Below are 26,467 nucleotides of genomic sequence, written 5' to 3'. Positions count from 1 at the left end.
CATCACACTTGTTAACAAATGTGTTATTGAAACCTGCTCCTACTAAGTACAGGATTTTATAAATTTCGTAGCGTTTCTAAAGCCTAGCCAGTAGTACGGAAAAGACTTATACTTCATTATGAATTTGCAAAATCCTGTACTTAGCCAATTCCTGGTCAGGCAGCTTGGGCTGAACTTCTGACAGATGCTGGTCAATTGGGCACAAAGTAGAAGAACTATTCATTACTAATCGAATGCCATAAGGTGTGACTTGCACGGCAACGCTTCCATCAAACTTTGTGATCATGGCTACTAAAAGGACAGTTAGCACTAAACAGGCATAGGTAAGGTTTCGGTTGATTAATAGATTCACTTTCCCCTCCAGGCAAGTAATTTGGTTATCGGCAATAGAAAAAAGTGCATAAAGTTGACGCTTGCGAACATTGCGCCTTAATGTATGTAAAAACGTAAAATATGCCTTGAAAAGGCTTGATTTTTCGATATCTTCGCTGACGAAGAGGTAGCAAATTATCAAACCTATCAGGAAAATGATTTTACATATTTATAAGCACAATGCCACTAAGTTAAGACACTGAGAAGTATTTGTCCCTCAATAAAAGCCTGCCTTAAATGAGGCTTTTTAATACAATAGCAAATATCACACCTATGTCAAGCATTAAAAAGCCTCATTTAAAATGAAAGAATTAACATTATCCACATAAGTCTCCAAAAATGCTGTGGTATCGTGATACTAGAACAAGTGAGGCTTTTTACAGGTTTGTAGATGACTCAGATTTATTGGGATACTCTTAAAGACTTAGTTGGCGAAGAAGGCGTGTCTGATAACGAACTAGAAGTTCTTGATTTAGCCTTGAACGGCAAGTCGCCAGCAGAAATCAAGACAATTTTAGGACGGCAGTCTGAAAATGCCGTGCAGAAAACGCTGTCACGAATCTATACCAAGTTCCGAATCACCGGTGCAGGGCCTGGAAAACTATCTAAATTGCAGAAGATCCTTTCTGACCGCCTTCAAGCCAAGCAAGGTAGACGCAAAGTTCTCATTGCTTGGGCCGGTAGCAATAGTAAATACCAAGCTGAAAAAATTAGAGATGTCATTTTTAAGCATCCACAGATTGAAGCCTTCATCTTAGATATTGACGGTAGTTCAGGATCAGCTTGGCTTCAAGAAACTGAACAGATTCTTTCAACAGTGGACTTTGGTATCCTCTGCTTGCCTAAAGAATGCCTTGAACAAGCATGGATTAATTTTTTGATCGGTCTATTTTCTGGAAGACTCCATAATTTCAGACTCTTACGCTTCAGTAAAAAAGTTAATTTTGAAATCCCAATTCACTTTCCCTCGATTGATGGGGTAGAGAAGAATAATTTGGCATATTTGCTTCATGAAATAACTGGTGGTGACATAGAAGAAGCAAAGGATTGGATTAATTATAAACTCTCTACCTCTAACTGGTTCAATGAATTACTTGAAGAAGAGCAAAATTGTCTATCTCCAGTTGAAGTTTCCAAAACAAGAATTATTTTAAATACTGTAGAACCAATACTAAAGGCTAATAATTATTTACAGACTAATAAAATATTCCAACAGCTTGTCATTAATGATATTGCCGATATCGATGAGCGAATTGAAGATTTAAATTCTAATGGCTCAGTTTACTCGATGCCATTAGAGTTATATCCACGCCGTCTTACTAGTTTACAGCAGAAGCTCCAAGTCCGCGTCAAAGCGATAGCGATCGTTGATGGAGTGGAATCTTTTTGGGCAAGTGACAAAGGAGATGAAGTTGCAAAAACTGCACATCCAGAAAGTGAGAGACTATTTGTTTTTTCAAGTGAACAAGATTTTGAAAGAGGCTTAAATTTTCTACTACGACATGCTTCGTATTACAAGGTTTTTGTTACCACAAAAGAAATTTATCTTCCCTACGCAGAAGAATTTTCTTTGAGAGATGTTTCAACTAGATATAATATTGAATCTTTTAATTCAAAACTATCAACTTTACCAACTAAAGAATATGCAATTATTGAAACTGGTGATGGGAAAAATCAGTTAATTGTATGGTATGAAAATGATAATGTTAGGCAAAGTCGGAGTGTAAGATTAGCTAATTTCTCTCCTAATGCAGGTGAGATTGATCAATACAAAAAAATTCTCTCTAATTTTCTAACGAGAGCAAACAGGAATGAAGGTGTTTTTCAATTGACAGTAGGAAATTCAATAAAATTAAACTCTACGAAAAATTTAGACAAAATAGTATTTCAAAAGCTCGATCTAATTAGAGAAAATTTATTTAGAAAATCGCCGTATGAATTTCTAAAGTTTCCCAAGGAGCTACTTAAAGATTTACAAAAAGTCAGAAATAAATTAAATCGTTTTAAAGATAAGAATGAGGTCATTCAGGAAGCTCTGAAAGTTGTATGTGAGAGACTTAATTCTCAAACAGCTTCTATTTTTTTATTCTCAAAGGATGGACACTTACATCGTCAAAAAATAGTAGGTATCGATGCCAATGCTAAGGAAATAGATGATAACTGGTTTGAAGGCGAAAACTATTTACCTGGTGAAAGTTTCACTGGTCAAGCCGCTCTCCCTCATGAAGATGGATTTGGCCAACCTCAGTCAGCTAATGATTTGAGTAAAATACCTTTAGATGCCAAAAGTCAAGAGAAATATTTAGAAAAACTCGGAGGCATTTATTCTGCTATTGCTGTCCCTCTAGATGGTCAACATAAAACTTATGGAGTACTCGAAGTAATTAATAAAATTGATCCAATTAAAAGAAAACCTATTCCCAATTATGGTTTTTCTCAAGAAGAGATTCATTGGTTATATACAATAGGCTCGTCAGTCGCATCTGCAATATCAAATTTACGCAAGAAACGTCAGGTAAAACTACTTGCTGATTTGTCAGATGCTTTAGTTGGTTATCGCAGTAATCTGTCTGATGTCCAAGACGCATACAAAACTGTTGTTAACCGTTTAGTTTCAGATGACACAGCTTTTGAAGTATGTATACTACGAGTAAAAAATAAAAATCATTTACTTGAAGTTGTAGATAAAGCAGGGGCTGAGAGGGTTAAATGGGATAAACGATTAGATGATCCTAGAGGTTATGAAGATGGATTCGTAGGAGATACTCTTAGGGAAAAACGTGCTATCTCACTTACCGGAATAAATGATCAAAACATAGAAAAATTCAAAAACCAAGATTGGATAGTGCTTAACCAATTTAAATCTTTTGGGTGTTTTCCACTCATTTATAAAGAAGAAGTTGTAGGAGCGCTCTCTTTATATACTGGGTATGAATATGATTTTCATCCTGGCTGCAAAGAATTCTTGGAGAGAGTAGCATCCTTAACTGCTGCTTTTATAGGAAGAGTCAAAGAGTCAGAGGTAGTTAACAGTGTAGTTCGGGATCTCAATAATAGCCCCGATACTTCTGACTTATTACAGCTAAAAGAAGAAGAACTGCGTGAGCAACTTGCTATTATCCAAAAACAGCGAGATAGTATTCGGGAAAAACTTGACGCAACCTTTGGAAATCGACATCAATCCAATCATCCAGAGTCTTCTACCGAAGATTCTATAGAGACAGTTGCAAAGTATTGCTCCTAATGGAATTCTTGAGTACATTAGCTTGAGTAATTTCCAAAAAGGTCAGATTTTATTCTCAGTTAGATAGCCATATTTTCGATAGCGGGATTTAGCCTGTTAATTTTCAGCACCTCACAAAATGGCACTGCTACTGTCATAATCAAGTTTGACGCTTTGTCTTTTGACAGCGATCGCAACTTCACTTAAAGTGCCCCACTAGAGGAGTGCTGAGTACTGAGTAAAGAAGAAAAGAATTTCTTATTACTTCTTCAAAATCTTTATTCTGACACTCAGAACTCATGACTCAGAACTCACGGCTTTTTTTATGGTAGATTTACTGCTGATCGCAATCTTGGGGTTTCTGGGGAGTTTTGGGCATTGCTTTGGGATGTGCGGCCCTTTAACAGTGGCATTTTCCCTATCTCATCAGCCGAAAACACCACCAACAGCCTCTTTGGGACGCACATCAACCTTAGAAAAGTCCGACACTTGGCAACAGCAATTAAAATTTCATCTCCTGCTAAACCTGGGGCGGATGTTGAGCTATGCTCTAGTCGGTGCTGGCATTGGGGCATTAGGTTCGGTATTCCTGCAAAGCGGACAGCTAGCGGGTGTTGGCAGCGAATTCCGGCGCTGGATGGCAATCCTAACTGGGGTATTGTTAATTTGGTTTGGTTTAGGACAAATAAAACCCGATTTCCTCCCACGCATTCCTGTGTTACATCCCCTATTGCAAGGTAGTTTACACGATCGCCTCAGCGCCGGAATGGTTAAGCTTTCCTTTAAAACTAAATGGTGGACACCAATACTTTTGGGAATGACTTGGGGTTTAATGCCCTGTGGTTTTCTCTATGCTGCCCAAATAAAAGCCGTTGAAACTGGCAATTTCTGGATGGGTGGGGCGACTATGCTGGCTTTTGGACTGGGAACCCTGCCCACTATGCTAGGTGTAGGCGTTTCCACATCATTGGTAAGTAAAGATAGGCGCAGTCAGTTATTTCGATTAGGCGGTTGGGTAACACTCACCATTGGCATCATCACCTTATTGCGGACTGGTGACACAATGGTAGATTACACCGGACACGCTGCTTTATTCTGCTTAATTTTGGCGTTAATTGCGCGTCCTATTAGTGGGTTGTGGGCTGCACCACTGCGTTACCGCCGCGCTTTGGGTGTAGGATCTTTTGTGCTTTCTGTGGTTCACACCACCCACATGATAGAACACTCATTGCAATGGAATTTTGCCGCCTTTTCTTTCCTACCGCCACAATTTCAATGGGGTATGGCTGCGGGTGTTGTAGCATTGGTATTAATGTCCCCTGCCGCTTTTACGAGTTGGGAATCTTTGCAGAAATCTTTAGGCAAGCGTTGGCGACAGATTCATCTATTGGGTGTGCCAGCCTTGCTGTTGAGTGCCATTCATGCTGTGTTGATTGGTTCCCATTATTTGGGTTCTTGGCAATCAACTTGGGGAAATAAATTAGCGGTAGTACTGATGGTAATTATTACCCTCAGTGTATTGATGGTGCGATCGCGTTTTTTTTGGTCAAAGTTAGCCGTAGAAAAGTTTTATGTCCCCCCAACAAAATCGCGGTAAATCATCCTTATTTTCTGGCTCCATCCCAACGAGTCAAAAACAAAGGCTTTACCCGCTCAAAAGCATTTCCTGGAATCAAGGAACAATTAAGTATTTATTATTTCTGAGTTGCTTAGTTATACCAATAACTAATCTTTCCTCTGCGTCTGCTCATAAGGTGGAGATATCTGGAGATGTTGGTGGTACTCTTCACATTGAACCAAATGATAATCCCCGCGCTGGAGAACCTACCCAAGCCTGGTTTGCACTTACCCGCAGAGGTGGAAGGGTGATTCCTCTGTCACAGTGTAATTGTCGGTTGGCTGTTTATGCCGAACCTTATGCAGCCGGAGAGCCACCGCTCCTAGAACCGCAGTTAGAACCTGTGGCAGCTGAACGTTATCAAGGCATTCCAGGCGCAGATATTACCTTTCCCAAGCCAGGAATTTATGAGTTGCAATTAAATGGGAAACCAGCCTCTGGAGCAAGATTCAAACCCTTTCAATTCAAATTTGAAGTTACTGTGGCAGGTGGTTCTACACAAAGGCCACAAAACCTGCGAGATGTCAATGGCAATGGTGATTTAGTTGAGGGTGAATCTCAGCAATTACCAATTTGGGCGATCGCACTTCCCATCCTCGGATTTATTGGCATCTTAGTTGTCGTCCTGCGAAGCATGAGAGGCGGTAGGGAGTAGGCAAGGGAGCAGGGGGCAGGGGGCAGGGAGCAGGGAGCAGGGAGCAGGGAGCAGGGAGCAGGGAGCAGGGGAGACAAGGGGACAACAAGTGAGAACTTGAAACAAGTCTTTCCCCATTCCCCATTCCCCATTCCCCTCTTCTTACTTGTGCCGCTTTTGATGCCACTGCCATGAATGAGCGACAATATCCTCAATGGATGGATACTGAGGTTTCCAGCCTAAGATTGTTCTGGCTTTCTCACTAGTGCCAATAAGAATTGGGGGATCACCAGGACGGCGATCGCGTTCTTCTACTGGTATGGAAATTCCTGTCACCTGTTCGGCGGCGGCAATCACTTCTTTCACAGAGAAACCGCTACCATTGCCCAAATTAAAAACTTCGCTATCGCCACCTTTTAATAAATATTCCAATCCCAAAATATGGGCATCTGCTAAGTCATTAACATGAATATAATCACGAATACAAGTACCATCCGGCGTGGGGTAATCAGTGCCGAAAATTGAGATAGATTTTCGTTTACCTAAAGCTGTCATCAGCACCAAGGGAATCAAATGGGTTTCTGGGTTGTGATCCTCGCCAAGTAAACCATTGGGATTAGCACCAGCAGCATTAAAATAGCGAAAACGCACTGATTGAAAACCATAAGCAACATCAAAATCAGAAAGAATCCGCTCTACCATCAATTTTGTAGCGCCATAAGGATTAATCGGATTTTGGGGATGGTTTTCTGGAATGGGTACAGATTCTGGTACGCCGTAGGTAGCACAGGTAGAAGAAAAGACAAATTTCTTTACAGATGCCGTCAGCATCGCCTCTAAGAGGGTTAAAGTACCAACAACGTTATTGCGGTAGTATTTAGCCGGATCAGTCACCGATTCTCCTACGTAGGCGTAGGCAGAAAAGTGCATCACGGCAGCAATATCACGGGTTTTAAATAGGTGATCTAGCAAGGCGCGATCGCCTGTATCTCCTACTACCAGTTCTACCTGTAAAACCTTCTCTACCAAGTCACGATGCCCATAGACTAGATTATCAAGGATGACAACGTTATAACCCGCTTGCTTCAAAGCAAGCACTGTATGGGAACCAATGTATCCAGCCCCCCCTGTTACCAAAATGGTAGGCTTTCCAGACGACATAATTTTTCCTTTTAAGTGGATTACTCAATTAATTTAGTTTACCGGTGCCACATTACTCTTCTGGAAAATTATAAATAATAGACGCAGTGACAAAAATTTGAACTAAAATCACTACGACGGTAGTCTTTGGGTGTGAGGTTTGAAGTATTTTAAGTCAAACAGTGCGATTACAATTTGACAATAAAATAAATCCATTTCCCGAAACCTCTAGGTTGATCCTTACGGGTGGCGCTTCTAGCGTCGCGGCGAAGAAGTCACTAGTTGTTTTACACAGGGAAACCATGCAGGACAGATCCTCTTGGGGAGCCACTTCTTCTACTCAAAGAAAAAGTAGCGTGAAAACCCCTAGCAAGATGGACTGTCTTAACACCACACTGGCTCACCGCACCAGAAAATTTGAGAGTTAATCTATGTTTCTATTGTTAAGTCGAGTACTGCTGTGGCTGCTGATTGGCACTATCGTATATTCTCTGTTCCAGCGATTTTATCCCTCTGGAAGTTTTGTCGGGCGATTAATCCTAGTCGTGATCTTGGTAATCGTAGCCCTATCATTTCTTAACCCGAACGAACCAGCTGTAGCATCGTTGTGGAGAATGCTGTCTTTTCCACTTAGACCTCTAGGAGCCTCTGTTTTACTGATGATTTTTGCAGCTCAGAGAATCAAAGGGGGCGGAATAGACAAGCCAGGAGGATACTTGGTAGGTTGGGCACTAACAATTTTGTTGTTGGCAAGTACACCAGCAGTCGCCTATTTCCTCTATAGGGCACCTCTAGTAACTACTACACCATCTGGGACACTGGTGGCATTAGGGCAACAAACCACCGCAGCGAACATTTCAGATGTTACAGGGGATGGCATTCTTTCTTATAATTTGAGAGTGCCTCCCTATCTATTACAAGGAAATCCCCAAGATATTCGCACACGCGGTTTACGACTTGAAGACTTTGTACCAAATTCGGAAACGTTGCAATTGACAACAAGAACTTGGGAAAGTTATCTCGCTGAAGTTTACAGGTTCATGCGTGTTCAACGCTAATAAAGTTGAAGAAGGCTGGAGGGAAGAAGCAGGGGAGCAGGGAGCAGGGAGCAAGGGAGAAGTTACCAATAAGTTTTTCCCCTTTGACCCTCTGCCCCTCGCCCCTTGCCCCAATTCCTCTTCCCTTCTGCCTCTTGCCTTTCTCGATAACTATCCAGTTGAAAGAGGTAAAAAAAGCTTAATCTATAAGCAATATTCCCTCCATCTACATAGCTGTCTGCTTGGACTAGCAGTTAATCTAGGATGATAAAGTTGCAAAATTGCTTTAATGGCAAAATCTCGACGAATCGCTAAACTCATTGCTTACCTACGACCCCATTGGCGGGAAGCGTCATTAGGCATTCTCGCTTTGTTGTCTGTCAATGCACTGGGCGTTTATATCCCTTGGTTGATTCGTGCTGGTGTTGATAAACTCTCAACAACCTTCAACTGGAACGAAATAGTACATTATGTAGTAGTAATTGTATTGCTCAGTTCGGCGATGTGGCTAATGCGGATGGCATCACGCATTTGGCTATTTGGGGTAGGCCGTCAGGTGGAATTTGACCTGAAACAAAGGATTTTTGAACACTTACTCAAGCTGGAGCCGGCTTATTTTGCCAGTAACACTGCTGGCGATTTGATTAATCGGGCAACCAGTGATGTGGACAATATCAAACGGTTATTGGGTTTTGCCGTTTTGAGTTTGGCAAATACGGTGTTTGCCTACGCCCTGACGCTGCCGGTAATGCTGGCGATCAGTGTTGATCTGACGCTAGCATCTCTGGCAGTTTACCCTTTTATGCTCTTGTTGGTAAGTCTGTTTAGCGATCGCTTACGCAAACAGCAAGCAGCAGTCCAAGAGCAACTCTCTGACATCAGCGAACTTATCCAAGAAGATATTAGTGGTATTGCTTTAATTAAAATCTATGCCCAAGAAGCAAACGAGCGTCGAGCTTTCTCTAAAAAAAATCAACAGTTATTGGCTGCTAACATAGAACTGGCAAAACTCCGAAATACCCTGTTTCCGCTAATTGGTGGGCTAGCCAATGTCAGTTCGCTGGTAATTATCTGGCTAGGGGCAGCGCGGATGTCTACTGGGGCACTTCAGGTTGGCGACTTTTTAGCCTTGCTAATTTATGTAGAGCGTCTAGTTTTTCCCACAGCCCTTTTAGGATTCACAATTACCGCTTACCAACGGGGTGAAGTTAGTATAGACCGTCTAGAATCTATTCTCTCTGTCACACCGAAAATTCAAGATGCAGATGATGCCATACACATCCCGGCGGCTGAACTTAAAGGGGAAGTGACTGCTAAAAATCTCACCTACACTTACCCTGGTTCTACTACTCCAGCTTTAGAAAATGTCAACTTTACTATTGCTCCCGGAGAAACCGTGGCTATTGTTGGGGCAATTGGTTCAGGAAAATCCACTTTGGCGAATGCTTTGCCGCGTTTGTTGGATATTGAATCAGGACAATTGTTTTTAGATGGGCTGGATATTACTAAAATAGCTTTGGCAGATTTACGAGGTGCGATCGCCTACGTTCCTCAAGATAGTTTTCTATTTGGCACTACAATTCAAAATAATATCCGCTACGGCGATCCAATTAGCGAACAAGAACAGATAGAATCTGTTGCTAAACTTGCCCAAATTGAATCAGAAATTAATAATTTTCCCCAGCAATATGAGACTCTTGTTGGCGAACGCGGTATTACTCTTTCTGGCGGTCAACGACAACGTACTGCCTTAGCTAGGGCGATGCTGGTTAATGCTCCAGTGTTAATTTTGGATGATGCCCTCTCTAGTGTGGATAATCAAACAGCTACGAAAATCCTCAAAAATCTCTCCAGTGGTACTGGACGCAAAACAGTAATTTTCATTACTCATCAATTATCGGCGGCGGCAGCTACTGACCGAATTTTGGTGATGGAAAAGGGAAAAATTGTTCAGGTAGGAAATCACTTAGAACTTTTGCAACAACAGGGTTTATACAGAACTTTGTGGAGCCAGCATCAGGTTGAAGAATTACTGCATTAGTACAACATTCAGCATTTAGTATTAAGGACAATTTATAATGCAGCGTGTATGATTTGTTGTTTAATGCTTGACAGTTATATCGCTATATGCTGGAACTAGGGCAAAATTTTTTGACTGATAGCTCATTTATTCCACATGGACATTGTTACCTCTGGAAGCCGAGCTTAGTGTGGCTAAACATCATCTCAGATTCTCTGATCGCTTTGGTGTATTATTCTATTCCCATCGCCCTTGTTTACTTTGTCCACAAGCGAAAGGATTTCCCCTTTAAATGGATACTTTTATTATTTGGAGCTTTTATCATCTCTTGTGGTACAACCCATCTGATGGATATATGGACGCTTTGGCATCCAACTTACTGGCTGTCCACTTTCATTAAACTGATTACGGCGATTATTTCACTATATACAGCGATCGCACTTTTACCCATCATTCCCCAGGCTCTAGCTTTGCCAAGTCCGGCACAATTAGAAGCAGCTAACTGTCAACTAAAACTTGCCTTAGAGGAACTTGAAAATACACAAGCTCAACTGATTCAAACTGAAAAAATGTCTTCATTAGGGCAATTAGTTGCGGGTATTGCCCATGAAATTAATAATCCGGTGAGTTTTATTGACGGGAATATCGTTATTGTCAATGAATATATTAGTAACTTACTTAATTTGATTACGCTTTATCAGGAAGGCGATTGTCATTTACTATCAGAAATTAAAGCTTATATTGAAGAAATAGACCTTGATTTCATTAAAGAAGACTTGCCGAAAATCTTATCTTCCATAAAAATGGGAGCCGAGCGCATCTCCAATCTAGTATTATCTTTGCGTAACTTCTCGCGTTTGGATGAAGCTGAAAAAAAAGAAGTTGATATCCACGAAGGTCTTGAAAGCACTCTCTTAATTTTGCAAAATCGCCTGGAAGCGGAAGGAAATTATCCAGAGATTCGAGTTATCAAAGAATATGGGAACTTACCTAAAATCGATTGCTATCCTGGACAACTAAATCAAGTATTTATAAATATTATTAATAATTCTATTGATGCTTTGAAAGAATCAATAATTGGTTGTCGTCTATTAGCGAGCGATTATAAAACAACTCGCAACCAAGAACTGACAACTTACAATCCTCAGATTCACATTTCCACTGACTTTTTAGACACCAATCAAGTCATAATTCGGATTGCTGATAATGGCTGTGGGATGACAGAAGAAATAAAGCAAAAAATTTTTGACCCATTTTTTACAACTAAACCTGTTGGTTCAGCTAGAGGTCTAGGTATGTCGATTAGCTACCAAATTATCAACAAGCATGGTGGAATACTCAAGTGTATTTCTGCACCGCTTCAAGGCACAGAGTTTATCATCCAAATTCCGATTCAGATAAAGTCTGTTTGATGCTAAATTTGGTCTGTAGCAATCTTGAATCAAACGCGCAGAAACAAAATCCCCGACTTCTCAAAGAAGTCGGGGATTTATTGGGGGGTTGCAATACTCACAAATCAAATAGAATTGCTACACGCATTAAGAATTACAGTATGCCCGTCCTGCTAATGTGACATCTAACACGAATGGATTGTCATTACCTTGAAATTTAGCGATCGCATTACTTCGTTCTATTTCAGTAATATCCGGTAGGTCTTGCTGATTCCACTTACACAAAGTCTGACGCTGATTCTGAAAATAATTTCGGTCTACCTTCTCAGCCTGATTCCGATAGATGGTGTAAAAGTAAAACACTGCCCTGGCTACATCCCCTTTTACTTTTTCTCTAGGCTCAAATTTAGCAGATGCTGATTCGCTAAACTCGTCAATTGCCCTGGTAGGAATTGTAGATTGGACAGCATCATTCCGATACCATTTTTTAGTACTTGTATCAGCTATATCGTCGAAGGGTTTATTTCCTCGCTCACTATTAATATCTTTTCGTGCAGGAAATAGATGGTGCAGGTCACTTCGGGCATTACCATTGTCAGCCCCTTTACTTTGTGGCCAAACGTGTTCCGTATTCAGCCCTAACTTGTCAGCTTCCTGACTAGGATCGCCATTACCATTTAGACGAATTTGGTAACTAGCATAGATATCAGTTACAATACCCGCTCGGTTGTCAATAATACTAAACATTTCGTCTCTGGCGCGATCGTAGTTCAAATTTTTGCTGGGTCTATACTCCTTAGCAAGTTCTTCAACTAAAGCAACTTTGGATAATTGAGGCAATATAATTGCCGAATCATTTACGGGAGTAGGAGTGGGTTGAACAACAGGAGGGATTGTTTCATTAGACTGGGTAGCAGATAACGTAAACGCTGCAATCACAGGATCGTGATCGCTGACAGGCTTACTAAAACCAACGTTGACATGCACAATGTCAATTTCCGGTTGAGCAGTACGAGAAAGATTTTCACTAACCAACAAATGGTCAATGAGTTGAGGATTTCCCCGAAATTTGTAAGTAAAGCGATCGCTAGCAGGTAAACTAGCCGTCAGATTCTCAAGAATGTTACCCTTCAAAGTTTTCAGAGTTAGAGAATCTGGTAAATCGTTTAAGTCACCCAGTACAATTACTTTAGCTTGCGGGTCAATTTCTAGTATTTGCCTGACAAATTCATTAACTATTTCGGCTTGTTTGACTCGTTGAACGTCGCTAGGAGAACCTCCCCGCTTAGAAACAAAGTGATTAGCAATAATAAACAGTTTTTGACCGTTAAAAATAAATTCTGTCGCTAGTGGCTTACGACTTTCCTCAAAAGCACTATTGGTAGGGTCAATCCGGCCTGGGTTGAGTGAAAGATCAAGACCATTTGCACTTTGGGAAATACCTACAGCATCTAATGAACCACCTCTTCTAGGTAGTTTTACTAGAGTTACCCGGCTAGGTCGAAATAAGAAACCAACCCGGATATTACCTCCAGGTTCTCCACCATCTTGATCGTCGATGGGTGCAATATCCACAAAGTCGTATGCTGGACTACCAATATTTTCGAGCGCAGCAATCAGTTTTTGGTAAGTCTCGTTTGCATTCACAACGTCATCATTGGTTGGCCCGTTGTTATCTTGAACTTCAACTAAATTGATGACATCTGGTGCGTTCAAATTATTGAGAACAATTTTAGCAATATTATCAAAGCGTCGATCTTTTGGATCTAAATTCTCGACGTTGAAAGTTGCAATAGTTAATACATCTTGGGAACTTTTTAAAGATGTTGTTTCCCGTTGTGCAACTGAAGGTGAAGAAGTTGGCAATTGGGCGATTGGACTAGCGTGTAGTGGACTAATCCATACAAAGAAGATGAGAGTAACACTAAGTAGTAGAAATTTGATGAATTTCATTCTCTCTTTCAATGAAGGTATTTTCTAGATTAGTCTTCTTTTTAATAGAATTCAGTTAAGATAAGTTTTAGGTTAGGTAAAGGAGAGCATTATTTCTGAGAGAAAATACTAAGATAAAAGGAAATTATAGCTAGATTTTTCAACTACATTTACAGTCGATTAGATACCATCTTGAATATCAAGTGTTAATAATTTTAGTAGCGATGTCTGCGACAAACTTCTCTACAAGAGGATACACCGCCCGTTATACTTTTCAGTAACCGTGGCTTTGCATAAATTCATAAAGCTAGTACAAGGCGGTGTAATTACCACGTTAGTTTTTTAGGGTAGGTGGGTAGTATAAATTACCGAAAAAACTAATTTGGCAGATAGCGATGTTCAAAAGTAAATTATCAGAATTCCCTGCTTCACGGGAATTTTACATCTCGAAGTTAATGGATCGCCATATTGGAGCGATCGCAGTCTTAATTCTAATTAGCTTACTGAGTTCATTAAGTGGAACACCACTTAACCATACCATCACAAACTGTTGGGAAGGCTTTCTTTGGGGATTAGCAGATCCAGTAATTGGCTTAGATTGTTTAGTTGGGATTATTGCTATTGGCTTACTCTCATCTATGTTTGTTCGTGGCGTTGCGATCGCGGCATGTTTTGTCTTAGCAGCAATATTGGGCATTGTAATTCATTTATTCCAGCTAAATTTTCCAGGTGCTGAAATAGCGATCGCTATTTCTACCGTCGTTTTTAGTACTATGCTGATGATGCCAAATCAACCAAACTTTGTGGTACTTGCTTTGATGGGCATCAGTGCTGGTTTATTTCAGGGTTACACTGTTGCTGAATCTGTTATTGGGGCAGGAACGATATCACTAATTGCCTATATAGTAGGTATGGCATTGACTCTGTTTGCAGTTGCCATGAGTGCCAGAGAAATTGGTGCTGCAATGGGTATGGGAGAAATAAACCGAACTTTACCCTGGAAAATCAGCATTGCTGGTTTCGCTTTATGTGCGATCGGTATCGTGTTTTTGAGCAATTCGATGAGCTAAATAAAACATTTCAATTTAGTGGAATACATTATTTGTGGGGGCGTACACCTAGCTGTACGCCCCCACTGCGCGTTCCAGGAAACTGAAACTTTTTTTACAATAGGAAGTTTTAGTAAATAAGCTGATGCATCTCTGCGCTAATCTAGAAGCTATATGTTGTAAACAAAGGCTTATGACACTTGAAGAAATTGCGGATACATTAGCCGAATTATTTGGCACATCGGCTGTTAATGCGATCGAGCCAGGATCGTGGCAAGTAGACACTTCTACTTTTCGGTTGTTGGTGCTGCTTTCCGAAGATAATACTTGGCTAAGAGTTTTACTGCCTATTGTGTCCGTAGAGGAAGGACAACCATTTTTAGGGCAGTTCCTAGAAGCCAACTTTGATGACACTCAAGAAGTACGTTACGCTTTGTATGAAGGAGTAATTTGGGGGGTATTTCAACATAATAGTGGCACTTTAGTAAGTGCAGATTTGTCCAATGCAATCAACCGACTTATATCTCTCCATGAGGGTAGATTAAATAATGTTTTTAATCGACTAATTGAAAGTCGCATTCGACAAATTATTCAGGCAGCAAAACAACAAGGGCAATCTCTGCAAGCTACTATGCAAAGCTTAGAACGCTTTTATGCAGAAGGATTTATGGGCGAAATAAATCAAAGTTCAGAGGCGCGAGAAGAAGTTCTAGCTACTTGGCGGTATCAGCTAGAACGTTTATGGAACGAAGGTTAATTTTTACCTTTAATCGGAATTTATATCCGCCCCAAGTTGACATATTAAAGTAATTTACAAATATATCTATTTATTATGGATATTATTGAAATCCTCAAAGAAGACTATCAAAGATTCCCCGCAAATCAAACTTATACTATCTACGCTCCAGACGTTTATTTTCAAGACCCATTGAATAAATTTCGTGGTGTTAAACGTTACAAAGGAATGATTAATTTTATCCAAACTTGGTTTTTAGATCCCAAGATGGACTTACATAATATTCAACGTCTAGGAGACACAATAAAAACCGAGTGGACACTCAGTTGGAATACTCCTCTTCCCTGGAAGCCACGAATTTCTATTCCTGGTTGGAGCGAATTATGTCTTAACTCCGATGGTTTAATTATCTCCCATGTCGATTATTGGAATTGTTCACGTTTAGATGTGGTAAAACAGCATTTATCTACTAAAAAAATCTAATCAATTAAGAAAAATTTTCAAAATAGTGGTTGATCTGACTTTCAGAGCTTTTGCACAGGAAGCGATCGCCCTCCCGGAAAGTGACAGAAGAGGGTTATAAGTGATTTGCCGAACATGGTATAACATCCTGTTTGCGATCGCCTATTTTTAGGATACAACGAGTTTGAAAACACGCCCTAGCGGGTAGCTAATGCATTTTGATGTCAGTTAGTTAGGGACTTCCAAATAAAAAAATATACAACTATTTATTGTGGGGTGGGCGTCTCGCCTGCCCATAGTCAAAGGCGGGCAAGATGCCCACCCCACAAGATTGGATAATTTATTTCTTGGAAGTCCCTTAATAGCAAAGCTGCATTTAACTTAAACAAGTATAAATACGTTATAATCTAGAATTTTTATAAAATTTATAATAAGTTGCTTAAGTAGCTACACACAAAGCAACAATGTTTGGTTAAGCTGTAGACGCTATGATATAAATTTATTGAACGTTTTATGCATTGGTTGTTATCTGGGCCGTTGAGTACAGAAGAATTGACGGTTAACATTGCAGGGTTGTCTGCATCGTTACAAGGTAAGAAGCTGGTGCAGTTGTCAGATTTTCACTACGATGGTTTGCGGCTGTCGGAAGATATGCTAGAAAAAGCGATCGCAGTTACTAACGAAGCTAAACCAGATTTAATTTTATTAACTGGTGACTACGTAACTGACGATCCGACACCCATTCACCAACTAATACTTAGACTCAAACATTTGCAAAGTCGCAGTGGTATCTATGCGATTCTTGGCAATCATGATATACATTACAAACACGCAAAAGCAGAAGTTACAAATGCCCTTACTAGTATCGGAATTCATGTCCTTTGGAACGAAATTGCCTATCCGCTAGGAAAAGAATTGCCACTCGTTGGACTGGCGGATAGTTGGTCACGGGAATTCAATCCTGTATCAGTCATGAATCAACTAAACCCCAACACACCCTGTATTGTATTATCCCACAACCCAGATACTGCGGAGACCCTGCAAGCGTGGCGAGTAGATTTACAACTATCTGGTCATACTCATGGTGGCCAAATCGTGATTCCCGGACTTGGCCCAGGGGCTTTGGTTTATAACAAGATTGCCAAAAACATACCCCTAGCAGTGCGCCGTCGAGTGCCATTTTTGGAAGTAAATGCTTCTGTAGTCAAGCATTGGGAATGGGCGCAGGGTTTCCATCGGATCGGAAAAAATCAGATGTATGTCAATCGTGGTTTAGGAACTTATCTCCCAGGACGGTTATTTTGCCGCCCAGAAGTTACTATAATCACGCTACAAAGTGAGTAAGTGATTCGAATTTCAAAATAAAAAACGGAATCACAGCAGGTATTCTGACTAAGGAGTGCCTGCAAATTAAAGCAAAGTCTTCTTAGTTTATCTTTAAGATTTAAGCTAATTAATTTTTTTTGAGCTTATGACAGAAATTATTGCAGTTTATCAACTTACATTTTTATTTTTGGTAAGCTGTAAGCGCTGGTATGAGGAGTATCGGTTGTCTTATGCATTGGTTGTTTACGGGACATTTAAGAGTAGATAAAATCACGGTTAAGATTGCGGAACTTCCAGCATCTTTACAAGGTACAACGCTAGTGCAGTTGTCAGATTTTCACTACGATGGTTTGCGGCTATCGGAAGATATGTTAGAAAAAGCGATCGCACTTACTAACGAAGCTGAACCGGATTTAATTGTATTAACTGGTGACTATGTAACTGATGATCCGACACCAATTCACCAATTGGTACATCGACTTAAACATCTGCAAAGTCGCTGTGGTATCTACGCTGTACTGGGTAATCACGATATCTATTACAGCCATTCAAAAGCAGAAGTTACACAGGCGTTAACTAGCATTGGAGTGCATGTACTTTGGAATGAAATCGCCTATCCATTCGGAAAAGAATTACCATTAGTGGGGCTAGCTGATTATTGGTCACGGGAATTCTACCCCGCACCAGTTATGAATCAACTAGATTCTGTCACACCCCGCATCGTTTTATCCCATAACCCAGATACAGCCAAGATACTGCAACAATGGCGTGTAGATTTGCAATTATCTGGTCATACCCACGGCGGCCACATTGTAATTCCTGGCATCGGCCCTGTAGTTTTTCACTATAAAAAGCTACTCAAACAAATTCCCAAAAAATTACGGTGTTGGGTAACATTTTTACTAGGAGACTGTTCTAAAGTCGTGCGATATTGGGAGTGGGCGCAAGGGTTTCATAAGGTGCAAGAAAATCAATTATATGTCAATCGAGGTTTAGGAACTTATAAACCAGGCCGTTTATTTTGCCCGCCAGAAGTGACTGTAATTACTTTAGTTGGTCATTAGTCATTGGTCATTGGTCATTGGTCTAAATAACCGTCTTTTAAGAAGAAAGATAAATCACAAAGGACAAATGACAAATGACACTCAAAGCAGAAACCGCCGGAAGCTACGATGGATGAATATCAGCAGCTTGGGGCGGTTTCTTGAAGATTGGAGAATTCAGAAGTAAGTAACTCAACTAAGGTGGACAGTATTGGCGATCGCTATACTCAGAATTGCACATCCTTATATTCCAACTAGGCAGGCATTTTCTGACTGTGCGTTTTCAAAACCTCCAAAACAACTCATTGAACTTAAAGCAAAAACACATTCAATGGATGCCACAACTTCAGAGCGATCGCAGTCTTATTAGAGCAGAAGGTACAGGCTCTAATATGAAAGTTTTTGGTAACTTTTAACCTGTTTGTACCTTGCTCTTAATCTAGCATCATGTTTGTTTAGTTCAGTACATCTTTACGAAACTTAAACTTTTTCAACCTGGTGTTCTAGTACAAGGGAAAACTGTTTGTGCTAGTGACGATACAATAGCATTCATTGTCTTGCTGCCAACTTTTTCGTTCTATGCTGCCAGTCATTTATTCCGACGAATTTTTAGATCACAAGACTGGAAAATACCATCCTGAAAAACCAGAACGTTTAAGCGCGATCGCCACCGCTCTAAAAGCAACTGCGTTTGCAGATAAAATTGACTGGCGATCGCCCACACCAACATCAGAACACCCAGCACTGATGTCTATGTTGGTTAAAGCCCATAGCCCAGACTACATCAAAAAACTTTGGCAAATCGCCTCTAGTGGCGGTGGCCCTTTGGATGGAGATACGCCAGTTTCCCCACGCAGTTATGATGTGGCGTTGCTAGCAGTCAGTGCATGGTTGGATGGTGTCGAAGCTGTATTAAAGTCGGCTAATCCAGCTTTTGTATTAGCGCGTCCCCCAGGACATCATGCAGAAAGCGATGCGGGGATGGGCTTTTGCCTATTTTCTAATGCTGCGATCGCTGCTTTATTTGCCCTCGAACAACCCGGAATTAACCGTGTCGCCATCCTCGATTGGGATGTGCATCACGGTAATGGTACTCAAGCGATCGTCGAAACCCAAGCACGCATCGCTTACTGTTCCCTACATCAATATCCATGCTACCCCGGCACTGGCAGATCAACAGAACGCGGCTTTCATAATAATGTATTAAATTTACCAGTCCGTCCTGGTAGCGATATCGGTGAATATCAACCACTTTTCGAAAAACAGGTAGTACCGTTTTTAGCTAATTTTCAGGCGGATTTGCTAATTGTAAGTGCTGGTTATGATGGCAATTTTGCAGATCCTCTAGCAAGTATCAATTTGCAGCCACAAGATTACGCTTTATTTACTGATTATTGTCTAGGGATAACTCGTAAAATTTTGTTTGGCTTAGAAGGTGGTTATGACTTTGATTCTCTTTCTCAATCAGTTGTAGCGACAATTGAACGCTGTTTACTTTAGAACTTTCTTTTTTTTAGGTAAAACTTCGGAATTTATTATTGAGTGACTCTCGTATATGCACTGAGATCGTAATAATCCTATTGATTTGTGGTTCAGATTCCCGGCTTCTCCCAGAAACCGGGAATCCTCTCATATATTTCCTTGGGATTTCACAATATAATCTGCAAAAATCGGCAATTTGTGCATCTTGATTGTCATAATTATTTGTGAGCTAGTTAACTAATTTAACAACCCCCTTTACGTAAATTTAGGGTGACATAACTTTTGCTCTCAACTCAACCTAAGTAATTTCTTTTACAAAGGCTTTTTAAAATTCATCAAATCTTCAGAAAGAAAAAGTTTGAATCGTGTTCTTAAAGAGCTAAAGTTTTGTTAAGATGCAATTGCTAGCAGTTTCTCAACGAAATTCACCTATCTGGGTGTGGAGAAATAAAAAGCACTAGCAACACAAATTTCAAAAGGTGAAGGAATGACCACCTACATTTTTTTCGATGAAGCCCTACGGATGCTGACCAACGCCTATTTGATCTCAGCAGTACTGTTAATAGCAGCTTCTGGTATAGGTTTGGCCGTAATTGAAACAATAGAAAAGGCAGGAGAACGCTAAGTTTACAAATGGCAATGTAGTTATTGCCAAAAACCATTGGGTGCAAGTGTTCGCCGTGGATTAATCTTGGGAATACTAAAGCATAAAGTCTCATCGCGTCGCAGTCTTACCTGTAAATATACCAAAAACACGGGTAAGCTGTAGCGCTATTGAGACTATAACCAAGGAGTTACTATAAATGGGTCTATTCGACGCTGTGTTGGGTACAGAAAACCAAACCCAAACAGTACTCAATTCAGCCGAAGCTTTTGCTGTCATTGTTTTGCTAGCAACAGCGTCAGACGGTTATCTTTCCGTTGAGCAAGGGAATTATATCACTTTTGCGTTGTCTCAGATGAAACTTTTTAAAGGTTATCCTCATGAGATGTTGAATAGACTATTTGACCAAATCTTGGGCATTCTCCAGGGAGATGGTTTTAATGCTTTATTTGATGCCGCAAAATATTCTCTATCTCAAGACTTGCGGGAATCAGCCTTTGCAGTAGCAACCGATTTAATCTTAGCTGGAGGTGTTGCAGCTGAAGAAGAAAAAAGTTTCTTAAACGATCTATATCAAGCTTTAGGCGTTTCTAGCGAGATTGCAGTACAAATTGTGGAAGTAATGTTAATTAAAAACCGAGGATAGGACAATAAAATATCTGCTTAATTAAACTCTTAATTAAACTATATAAATAGCTTTTAAAGGTATGCCAAAGAAATTATGCTTCTTTGGCAATATTTTTGATGTTATTGTGATGAAGCTAAAATTTAGAACTTTTTCGAGAAGTCGCAAATCTTGTTGTTGAATGTAGGATTGTGTCATAATTCGATTTTATAATTTTGAACCTTAAATCGTAAATTACTTATGCGTTGTTCTGCCACCCTAACCCAACTGGTTGAAGTTCTTTTGGCCAGTCCTACAAACTTATCTGAAACTGCCTTAATACAAGTAAGTACTGGTATACAAACAGATAGCCGTACCCTAAAGCCGGGTGAAATATTTTTAGCTTTGCGAGGCGATAAATTTGATGGACATGAATTTGTGCCAATTGCGATCGCAAAGGGTGCAATAGCAGCAATTGTGGATTTTGAATACGAAAATCCGGGGCTTCCTGTATTACAAGTAAAAGATACCCTGAAGGCATATCAGCAAATTGGCAGATGGTGGCGCGATCGCTTTAATATTCCTGTAATTGGCGTAACGGGTTCGGTGGGTAAAACTACAACCAAAGAATTGATCGCCGCAGTTTTAGGAACAAAGGGACGAGTTCACAAAACTTATGGAAATTACAACAACGAAATTGGTGTTCCGAAAACTCTCCTAGAACTTGGTGCAGAAAATGACTACGCTGTGATTGAAATGGCGATGCGCGGTAGGGGACAAATTGCCGAACTAACCCAAATAGCGCGGCCAACAATTGGAGTAATTACCAATGTGGGGACAGCACATATTGAGTTACTGGGTTCCGAAGAAGCGATCGCTGAGGCAAAATGTGAGTTGTTAGTTGAAATGCCTGCTGATAGTGTGGCAATTCTCAATCACGATAATCCTTTATTAATGGCCACGGCGGCGAAAGTTTGGCACGGAGAAGTTTTAACTTACGGCTGTTCTGGTGGGGATATTCAAGGAAAGTTAATTGATAACGAGACTGTAGAAGTTGCCGGAATCCAACTACCTCTACCGCTACCCGGCCGTCACAATGCGACTAATTTCTTAGCAGCTTTAGCGGTAGCAAAGGTGTTGGGAATCGATTGGGCAACCCTTAAAGCAGGTGTGGAGGTGGATATGCCCACAGGACGATCGCAGCGATTTAACTTGGCTAATGATGTGGTAATTTTAGATGAAACTTATAATGCTGCACCAGAAGCTATGATTGCAGCGTTGCAATTATTGGCAGACACGCCCGGAAAGCGGAAAATTGCCGTATTGGGTGCAATGAAAGAATTGGGAGAGCGATCGCAGCAGTTGCACCAGCGAGTGGGAGAAACAGTACGAAAATTGAATTTAGACGGTTTGTTGGTTTTAGTAGATGGAGAAGATGCCGAAGCGATCGCTCAAAGTGCCGAAGGTATCCCATCGGAGTGCTTTGCAACTCATGCCGATTTGGTGGCTAGGTTGAAGACATTTGTGCAAACAGGCGATCGTTTATTGTTCAAAGCCGCCCATTCTGTGGGGCTAGATCGGGTTGTCAATCAGTTACGGGCAGAATTTTCTAAATGAATCTACCATTGAAAACCCAAAAGCTCATTTCTCACAGCAATCCTCGATAACGAGTAAAAACTAAAATCACCGCCCACGAACCTAATGCGACTTTGATTGCAACCAGGATATTCAGCAAGGGGATAACACCCCCACTGAAAAGTGCGCCTATTTCTCCATGCGGTAATTCTATTCCAATCAGAGTTATAACCGCCAGTACGATGAAAACTAAAACCGAAACTTTCTCCCATGTAGCAGCGTGCCATCGCTGGTAGATCCCTTGCATCCATTCTGGTGATGAGGTAATCGCAATCAGTCCGATGGCTGTTCCACCCGCTACGCCTGCGGCAAAACCACCACCGGGGCTGAGATGTCCCCTAATAGCGAGTTCGATACTCACCAACGCAGCAATGGTCGCTCCTAGCCGTGCTAGAACAATAGATGGTTGATCGGTGAAACGATAGATTGTGCAAGATGGTCTTTCATTTGCCAGTAGAAAACTAGCCCCCATAATTGCGATCGTAAATACAACTACCTCGAAGATAGTGTCATATAAACGATTCCTGAGAATGATCACTGTAACCGCATTGGGTACGCCACCATCTTTGACAATCGAATCAACGATAGAGAAATCTGGTATTTCTGGTGCTAAATTGGGCATGATGAGGAATTTGATGTACACGGCTATGCCCGCCGCAATGTAAATCCATTTCATCTATGCTTCTCCCCTGAATTTGGCGTATTTACATAGTCCAGGATTGTTTCTGGTGACGAAAGTTCGGTTTGCATAATGTCATAGATGCGTTGAATTCTGGTTTTGGTGTGATAGGGTTGCTTTTCGTCTTGATCGCTTGGTTCCGTTGGGGCACAGATTGCATGGACTTCTTTTTCCATCAGCGCTTGGTGTAAGGACTGCGTATTCATGTAGGTAACTAGTTCAAGACGCATATAGCGTTTGCCAAAAATTGTGCGTAACTCATCCATCAGTTTCACAAAAGGGTGATTGCTATCTGCCTTGATCGCCTCGTCTTCGAGTACGCCAAGACGCATCACCAGGGATGAGCGCACAGCGATCGCATAGAGCGTAATTGCCAGCATCGTACCCACCAAGGCTTCAGTTAAAGCAACATCCGCCGCGCCTAAAACCGTATATACCAATGCTGCCACTGCTCCTAATATGCCGCGAATTACTAGCGCATGGTATGGATTGACTTGAAATACCAGCATACAAGCAGCCAAGGGCAGCAGGGCAATGATGATATAGATATAGTTATCATTCATGGCTACCCTCGCTACTAGAACAGTAAGCCAACACATACCCCAGCACTGTATTCCAGATCGCTAAAGAGATGATGGCGAGGAGAAGTAGTGGCCATTCGCTGGGTATCTTCAAGAGTAGCCCAATAACGATACTCATAGATCCGAGGGTATCCGCAACCGAAAGACTATGCAGCTTGAATAACACTGAGCGATCGCCAAGCAAAGGGAAGGTTCCCCAAAACCAAAAGAATATTCCTAACCCTATACAAGTATAACTAAGCACGTCAATCATAATATTACTCATTCGCTAAATCATTCATTCTTTTGAGGATATGTGCCAACAACATTAATCCGGCATTCCCCACACTCAAGATGATTACTCCGACAACACCGATCATCCAATCATCACGCAAGACGGCTACGACCAGGATCATGATTGATGTCTTGGTCGCAATACTTGCAAACGCCAACATTTTTTGCCAAATATCATCATCTTGCCATGCTTCATACATGGGGATAAGCAATGTCAAAATCATTGCAATCAATGCTAGGTTCAGAATCATGCCTTTTTCCTCCGTCGCACTCGGTGGACTTCATACCAACCCTCTTCGTGATATTTCAAAACAATGGTCTTGGGTGTAAAGGTGATCAAGAATATATCCAGGAATATGAGTCCGGGTGTCCGTTGGGGTTTGACTCTTTCCCTGATTACATCTTCGTATTTATGCGGACGGAAGATGATTTCAAATGCCTCAATATATGCTTGCGGAATTGCCACAATAATTTCACCCAGCACACGCAGCCAATCTTTTAATGCTTCCGGGGTTTTCGGACGACCCGGCAATAGGAATGCGATGCTGATGCCAATGATGATATTTGCCACACTGAAATCGGCAGTGAGCAGAAACCAAATGGTCAGTCGTAATATCAGATTCAGATGCCCAATCATGCCAATACCATCCAGAAGAGTAGGATTAACATTAGACTCATCACCCCGATTAGATGCTCAAATTGCTCAAGTACACGCGGCAGTTTGACTACTAACCGTTGAAAAATCAAAAAATGCGCTAACCAACCAATACCGATGATTGCGAGTGCTTTTATAATATTTGCAATGGTATACGCCTGATAATAGACCGCGCTTGCCACAATGAGTCCAGTGATTAATAGGATAATTGGTGGCCAGAAACCGGGGCGTACATTCTCTCGTCCCCCATGCGGCAGAAATATGAATTTGGCATACACTATTGCTGTTCCTACCGCCCCAATATTCATAGCGATCGCTTCCCAGGGTTCCAGATTCTCCAGTGTCAACATCTTCGCCCCAAAGCCGACTAACAGGGGAAAGCCCGAAATTGAAAGGCTGGCTATAACCAGGGCAATCCAAATTGGGGTATTGATCGGCTTATCTTGCAATTCCTTGAAGTTTCGGCTTGGTAAGTTACCTGCTATCAGGAAAAGCGCCGATTTTGCCAGTCCGTGTGCCAACGCATAAAAACCTGCCACGCCTGGTGCAGCAATAATCCAACCTAACTGAGAAATAGTACTCGAGGCCAGCGTCCGCTTGGTATCTTTTTCAAAGAATGCATAGCAAACTCCCAAAAGCGCCGTCCCAACTCCGAAAATTCTCACTATTGGGGCAACCTCTTCCACCATCAGCGCACACCGCACTAATGGATAGACACCAGCTTTTACCACAACTCCCGACAACATAGCCGACACAGGCGTTTCCGATTCGGAGTGAGTCAACGGCAACCATAATCCCGATATAAAAATTCCCCCTTTTGTCAAGAGTCCCACAAAAATGAGTGCGATCGCCTCAGTCGGTGCTACACGCAAACCTGCAAAACTAAAGGAATTATTGGCCTGATAGACTAACACCGCACCAACCAAATAAAACAGCATTGCCGTGTTGCTGACAAAGAGATAGCGCAAGGCAACCCAAATTGATCGGTCGGTTCGGGGATAGGCAATCAAGAGAAACGCAGCAATACCGATCACCTCTAAGGCCACGTATAAACTGATGAAATCCGAAGAGATAAACGTGGCATTGACGCTGCCATGCAAAATGATGAGTTGTGTATAAAAAAAAGCTGTCTTATCAGTGCCCCAACAATAGAGGATGACTCCTGCCGTCACCAGGGCATTAGTTAATATAAAATAGCCGCTTAATTGATCGATTGTTAAGATAACGCCGAAATTATCCAGTAACTGTAGTGTCAGTGGCGACTGGTTAAAAAATAGCTGCAACGCATATCCGACCGAAACAAAAGCTACGCACAGTGCAAGGTATTTGTCAAATTTTGGGAGGAGATAAATGACAAAGCCCAAAAAAAACGGTAGTGCAATCCAGGCGATGGTAATGCTATTCATGGCGTGTTATTCTTCTCGATTTCGTTGCTCTCCAAAGTCGGATTATCTCGTGCCAACTTCATAACGCCGACTAGCATTAACGCCTGAATCGAAAATCCGATCACAATCGCCGTCAATATAACCGCCTGGGGAACCGGGTCGGCGTATCTGACATTTTTGAGGTTGGAAATAATTGGAGTGAATAAGCCACCTCGTGATGCAATCAGCACATAATAGGCGATAACCCCGGTACTCATGACATCCATAGAGATGATCTTCATAACGAGGTTCTTTTTAAGGATGATGCCGAAAAATCCGCAAAGTATTGTTGCGAATATGCACGCTTCTAACACGGAAATTGCCTGTTGGATAAGGATTGAAAAGGAGGAAAAGGGGCAGGGGGCAGGGGGCAGGGAGCAGGGAGCAGGGAGCAGGGAGCAGGGAGCAGGGGGGATAGAACAGAATTGGGATTCGACACTTTTATCTAAGAGAGGCTACGCTTAGTGACCACTTCACCTGTAGCTTGCTTCCCCGCAGGGGTACTAGAACCACTAGTAGAGAAGGAGTCATTTCCCCCCATTGGTGT

The 26,467-nt window shown here is 41.4% G+C and carries 25 protein-coding genes; 15 read left to right on the top strand and 10 right to left on the bottom strand.

The genetic code is table 11. The features are described from left to right. Nucleotides 1-106: 106 nt before the first annotated feature. Nucleotides 107-352 carry a hypothetical protein gene (locus tag VB732_RS25515; RefSeq protein WP_323233685.1) on the bottom strand — a complete coding sequence of 82 codons (246 nt, stop codon included), beginning with the start codon at nt 350-352 and terminating at the stop codon, nt 107-109. Between the two features lie 411 nt (nt 353-763). On the opposite strand from VB732_RS25515, the gene VB732_RS25510 reads away from it, so the two are divergent. The 3 genes from VB732_RS25510 to VB732_RS25500 all read left to right on the top strand — a co-directional run bounded on the left by VB732_RS25510 (nt 764) and on the right by VB732_RS25500 (nt 5,868). Then, nucleotides 764-3,616, top strand: a complete 2,853-nt coding sequence (locus VB732_RS25510; protein ID WP_323233684.1) for a GAF domain-containing protein — start codon at nt 764-766, stop codon at nt 3,614-3,616. A 304-nt stretch (nt 3,617-3,920) separates the two neighbouring features. Beyond that, entirely contained in the window at nt 3,921-5,192 is a 1,272-nt protein-coding gene (locus tag VB732_RS25505) for a sulfite exporter TauE/SafE family protein (RefSeq protein WP_323233683.1), read from the top strand. Next, nucleotides 5,167-5,868, top strand: a complete 702-nt coding sequence (locus tag VB732_RS25500) for a hypothetical protein (RefSeq protein ID WP_323233682.1) — start codon at nt 5,167-5,169, stop codon at nt 5,866-5,868. Before VB732_RS25505 ends, VB732_RS25500 begins: the two co-directional genes overlap by 26 nt. Before the next feature lie 141 nt (nt 5,869-6,009). On the opposite strand, the gene galE is transcribed toward VB732_RS25500, so the two are convergent. After that, nucleotides 6,010-7,008, bottom strand: coding sequence for a UDP-glucose 4-epimerase GalE (gene galE, locus VB732_RS25495; RefSeq protein WP_323233681.1), 999 nt, complete (start codon nt 7,006-7,008; stop codon nt 6,010-6,012). Between the two features lie 410 nt (nt 7,009-7,418). Between galE and VB732_RS25490 the strand changes: the two genes are divergently transcribed. The 3 genes from VB732_RS25490 to VB732_RS25480 all read left to right on the top strand — a co-directional run bounded on the left by VB732_RS25490 (nt 7,419) and on the right by VB732_RS25480 (nt 11,456). Then, nucleotides 7,419-8,045, top strand: a complete 627-nt coding sequence (locus tag VB732_RS25490) for a hypothetical protein (protein WP_323233680.1) — start codon at nt 7,419-7,421, stop codon at nt 8,043-8,045. Between the two features lie 268 nt (nt 8,046-8,313). Beyond that, nucleotides 8,314-10,065 (top strand): ABC transporter ATP-binding protein, encoded by a 1,752-nt coding sequence (locus tag VB732_RS25485; RefSeq protein ID WP_323233679.1) that lies wholly within the window; start codon nt 8,314-8,316, stop codon nt 10,063-10,065. A 110-nt stretch (nt 10,066-10,175) separates the two neighbouring features. Continuing rightward, the gene (locus tag VB732_RS25480; RefSeq protein WP_323233678.1) at nt 10,176-11,456 is read left to right on the top strand and encodes a sensor histidine kinase; all 1,281 of its coding nucleotides are present in this window, start codon (nt 10,176-10,178) and stop codon (nt 11,454-11,456) included. Nucleotides 11,457-11,582: 126 nt separating this feature from the next. Here VB732_RS25480 and VB732_RS25475 read toward each other — a convergent pair whose 3' ends face one another. Continuing rightward, nucleotides 11,583-13,388 carry an endonuclease gene (locus VB732_RS25475; RefSeq protein WP_323233677.1) on the bottom strand — a complete coding sequence of 602 codons (1,806 nt, stop codon included), beginning with the start codon at nt 13,386-13,388 and terminating at the stop codon, nt 11,583-11,585. 374 nt (nt 13,389-13,762) lie between these two features. Between VB732_RS25475 and VB732_RS25470 the strand changes: the two genes are divergently transcribed. The 9 genes from VB732_RS25470 to VB732_RS25430 all read left to right on the top strand — a co-directional run bounded on the left by VB732_RS25470 (nt 13,763) and on the right by VB732_RS25430 (nt 22,290). Beyond that, entirely contained in the window at nt 13,763-14,437 is a 675-nt protein-coding gene (locus tag VB732_RS25470) for a HupE/UreJ family protein (protein WP_323233676.1), read from the top strand. 172 nt (nt 14,438-14,609) lie between these two features. Then, nucleotides 14,610-15,173, top strand: a complete 564-nt coding sequence (locus VB732_RS25465) for a leucine zipper domain-containing protein (RefSeq protein WP_323233675.1) — start codon at nt 14,610-14,612, stop codon at nt 15,171-15,173. A gap of 75 nt (nt 15,174-15,248) precedes the next feature. Next, nucleotides 15,249-15,635 (top strand): DUF2358 domain-containing protein, encoded by a 387-nt coding sequence (locus tag VB732_RS25460; protein ID WP_323233674.1) that lies wholly within the window; start codon nt 15,249-15,251, stop codon nt 15,633-15,635. Between the two features lie 492 nt (nt 15,636-16,127). Continuing rightward, a complete protein-coding gene (locus VB732_RS25455) occupies nt 16,128-16,958 on the top strand; it encodes a metallophosphoesterase (protein ID WP_323233673.1) in 831 nt (276 codons plus the stop codon). Nucleotides 16,959-17,170: 212 nt separating this feature from the next. Continuing rightward, nucleotides 17,171-18,004 (top strand): metallophosphoesterase, encoded by an 834-nt coding sequence (locus VB732_RS25450; RefSeq protein WP_323233672.1) that lies wholly within the window; start codon nt 17,171-17,173, stop codon nt 18,002-18,004. A gap of 558 nt (nt 18,005-18,562) precedes the next feature. Continuing rightward, complete coding sequence (locus tag VB732_RS25445; protein ID WP_323233671.1) at nt 18,563-19,483, top strand: histone deacetylase; 921 nt, start codon at nt 18,563-18,565, stop codon at nt 19,481-19,483. 469 nt (nt 19,484-19,952) lie between these two features. Beyond that, entirely contained in the window at nt 19,953-20,090 is a 138-nt protein-coding gene (locus VB732_RS25440) for a hypothetical protein (protein ID WP_323233670.1), read from the top strand. A 178-nt stretch (nt 20,091-20,268) separates the two neighbouring features. Then, nucleotides 20,269-20,715: a tellurite resistance TerB family protein gene (locus VB732_RS25435; RefSeq protein ID WP_323233669.1), complete on the top strand. Its 447-nt coding sequence runs from the start codon at nt 20,269-20,271 to the stop codon at nt 20,713-20,715. A 219-nt stretch (nt 20,716-20,934) separates the two neighbouring features. After that, nucleotides 20,935-22,290, top strand: a complete 1,356-nt coding sequence (locus VB732_RS25430) for a UDP-N-acetylmuramoyl-tripeptide--D-alanyl-D-alanine ligase (protein ID WP_323233668.1) — start codon at nt 20,935-20,937, stop codon at nt 22,288-22,290. A gap of 31 nt (nt 22,291-22,321) precedes the next feature. Here VB732_RS25430 and VB732_RS25425 read toward each other — a convergent pair whose 3' ends face one another. Genes VB732_RS25425 through VB732_RS25395 form a run of 7 tightly spaced genes read right to left on the bottom strand, consistent with a single transcriptional unit; the run spans nt 22,322 to nt 26,234 of the window. Further along, nucleotides 22,322-22,984: a Na(+)/H(+) antiporter subunit B gene (locus VB732_RS25425; RefSeq protein ID WP_323233667.1), complete on the bottom strand. Its 663-nt coding sequence runs from the start codon at nt 22,982-22,984 to the stop codon at nt 22,322-22,324. Next, complete coding sequence (locus tag VB732_RS25420; RefSeq protein WP_323233666.1) at nt 22,981-23,550, bottom strand: DUF4040 domain-containing protein; 570 nt, start codon at nt 23,548-23,550, stop codon at nt 22,981-22,983. Before VB732_RS25420 ends, VB732_RS25425 begins: the two co-directional genes overlap by 4 nt. Beyond that, a complete protein-coding gene (locus VB732_RS25415; protein WP_323233665.1) occupies nt 23,543-23,821 on the bottom strand; it encodes a monovalent cation/H(+) antiporter subunit G in 279 nt (92 codons plus the stop codon). The genes VB732_RS25420 and VB732_RS25415 overlap by 8 nt, the downstream gene beginning before the upstream one ends. Before the next feature lie 4 nt (nt 23,822-23,825). Further along, nucleotides 23,826-24,092: a hypothetical protein gene (locus tag VB732_RS25410; RefSeq protein ID WP_323233664.1), complete on the bottom strand. Its 267-nt coding sequence runs from the start codon at nt 24,090-24,092 to the stop codon at nt 23,826-23,828. Then, nucleotides 24,089-24,478: a cation:proton antiporter gene (locus tag VB732_RS25405; protein WP_323233663.1), complete on the bottom strand. Its 390-nt coding sequence runs from the start codon at nt 24,476-24,478 to the stop codon at nt 24,089-24,091. Before VB732_RS25405 ends, VB732_RS25410 begins: the two co-directional genes overlap by 4 nt. Next, complete coding sequence (locus VB732_RS25400; RefSeq protein ID WP_323233662.1) at nt 24,475-25,902, bottom strand: cation:proton antiporter; 1,428 nt, start codon at nt 25,900-25,902, stop codon at nt 24,475-24,477. Before VB732_RS25400 ends, VB732_RS25405 begins: the two co-directional genes overlap by 4 nt. Further along, on the bottom strand, nt 25,899-26,234 hold the full coding sequence (locus tag VB732_RS25395; protein WP_323233661.1) for a cation:proton antiporter subunit C: 336 nt from the start codon (nt 26,232-26,234) through the stop codon (nt 25,899-25,901). Before VB732_RS25395 ends, VB732_RS25400 begins: the two co-directional genes overlap by 4 nt. Nucleotides 26,235-26,467: the final 233 nt, after the last annotated feature.

It is taken from the genome of Nostoc sp. UHCC 0252 (assembly GCF_034931145.1).
In the GTDB taxonomy this organism is placed as follows: Bacteria; Cyanobacteriota; Cyanobacteriia; order Cyanobacteriales; family Nostocaceae; genus Nostoc.
The sequence above is the reverse complement of the archived record's forward strand: the minus strand, read 5'-3'. Positions and strand labels throughout refer to the sequence as shown.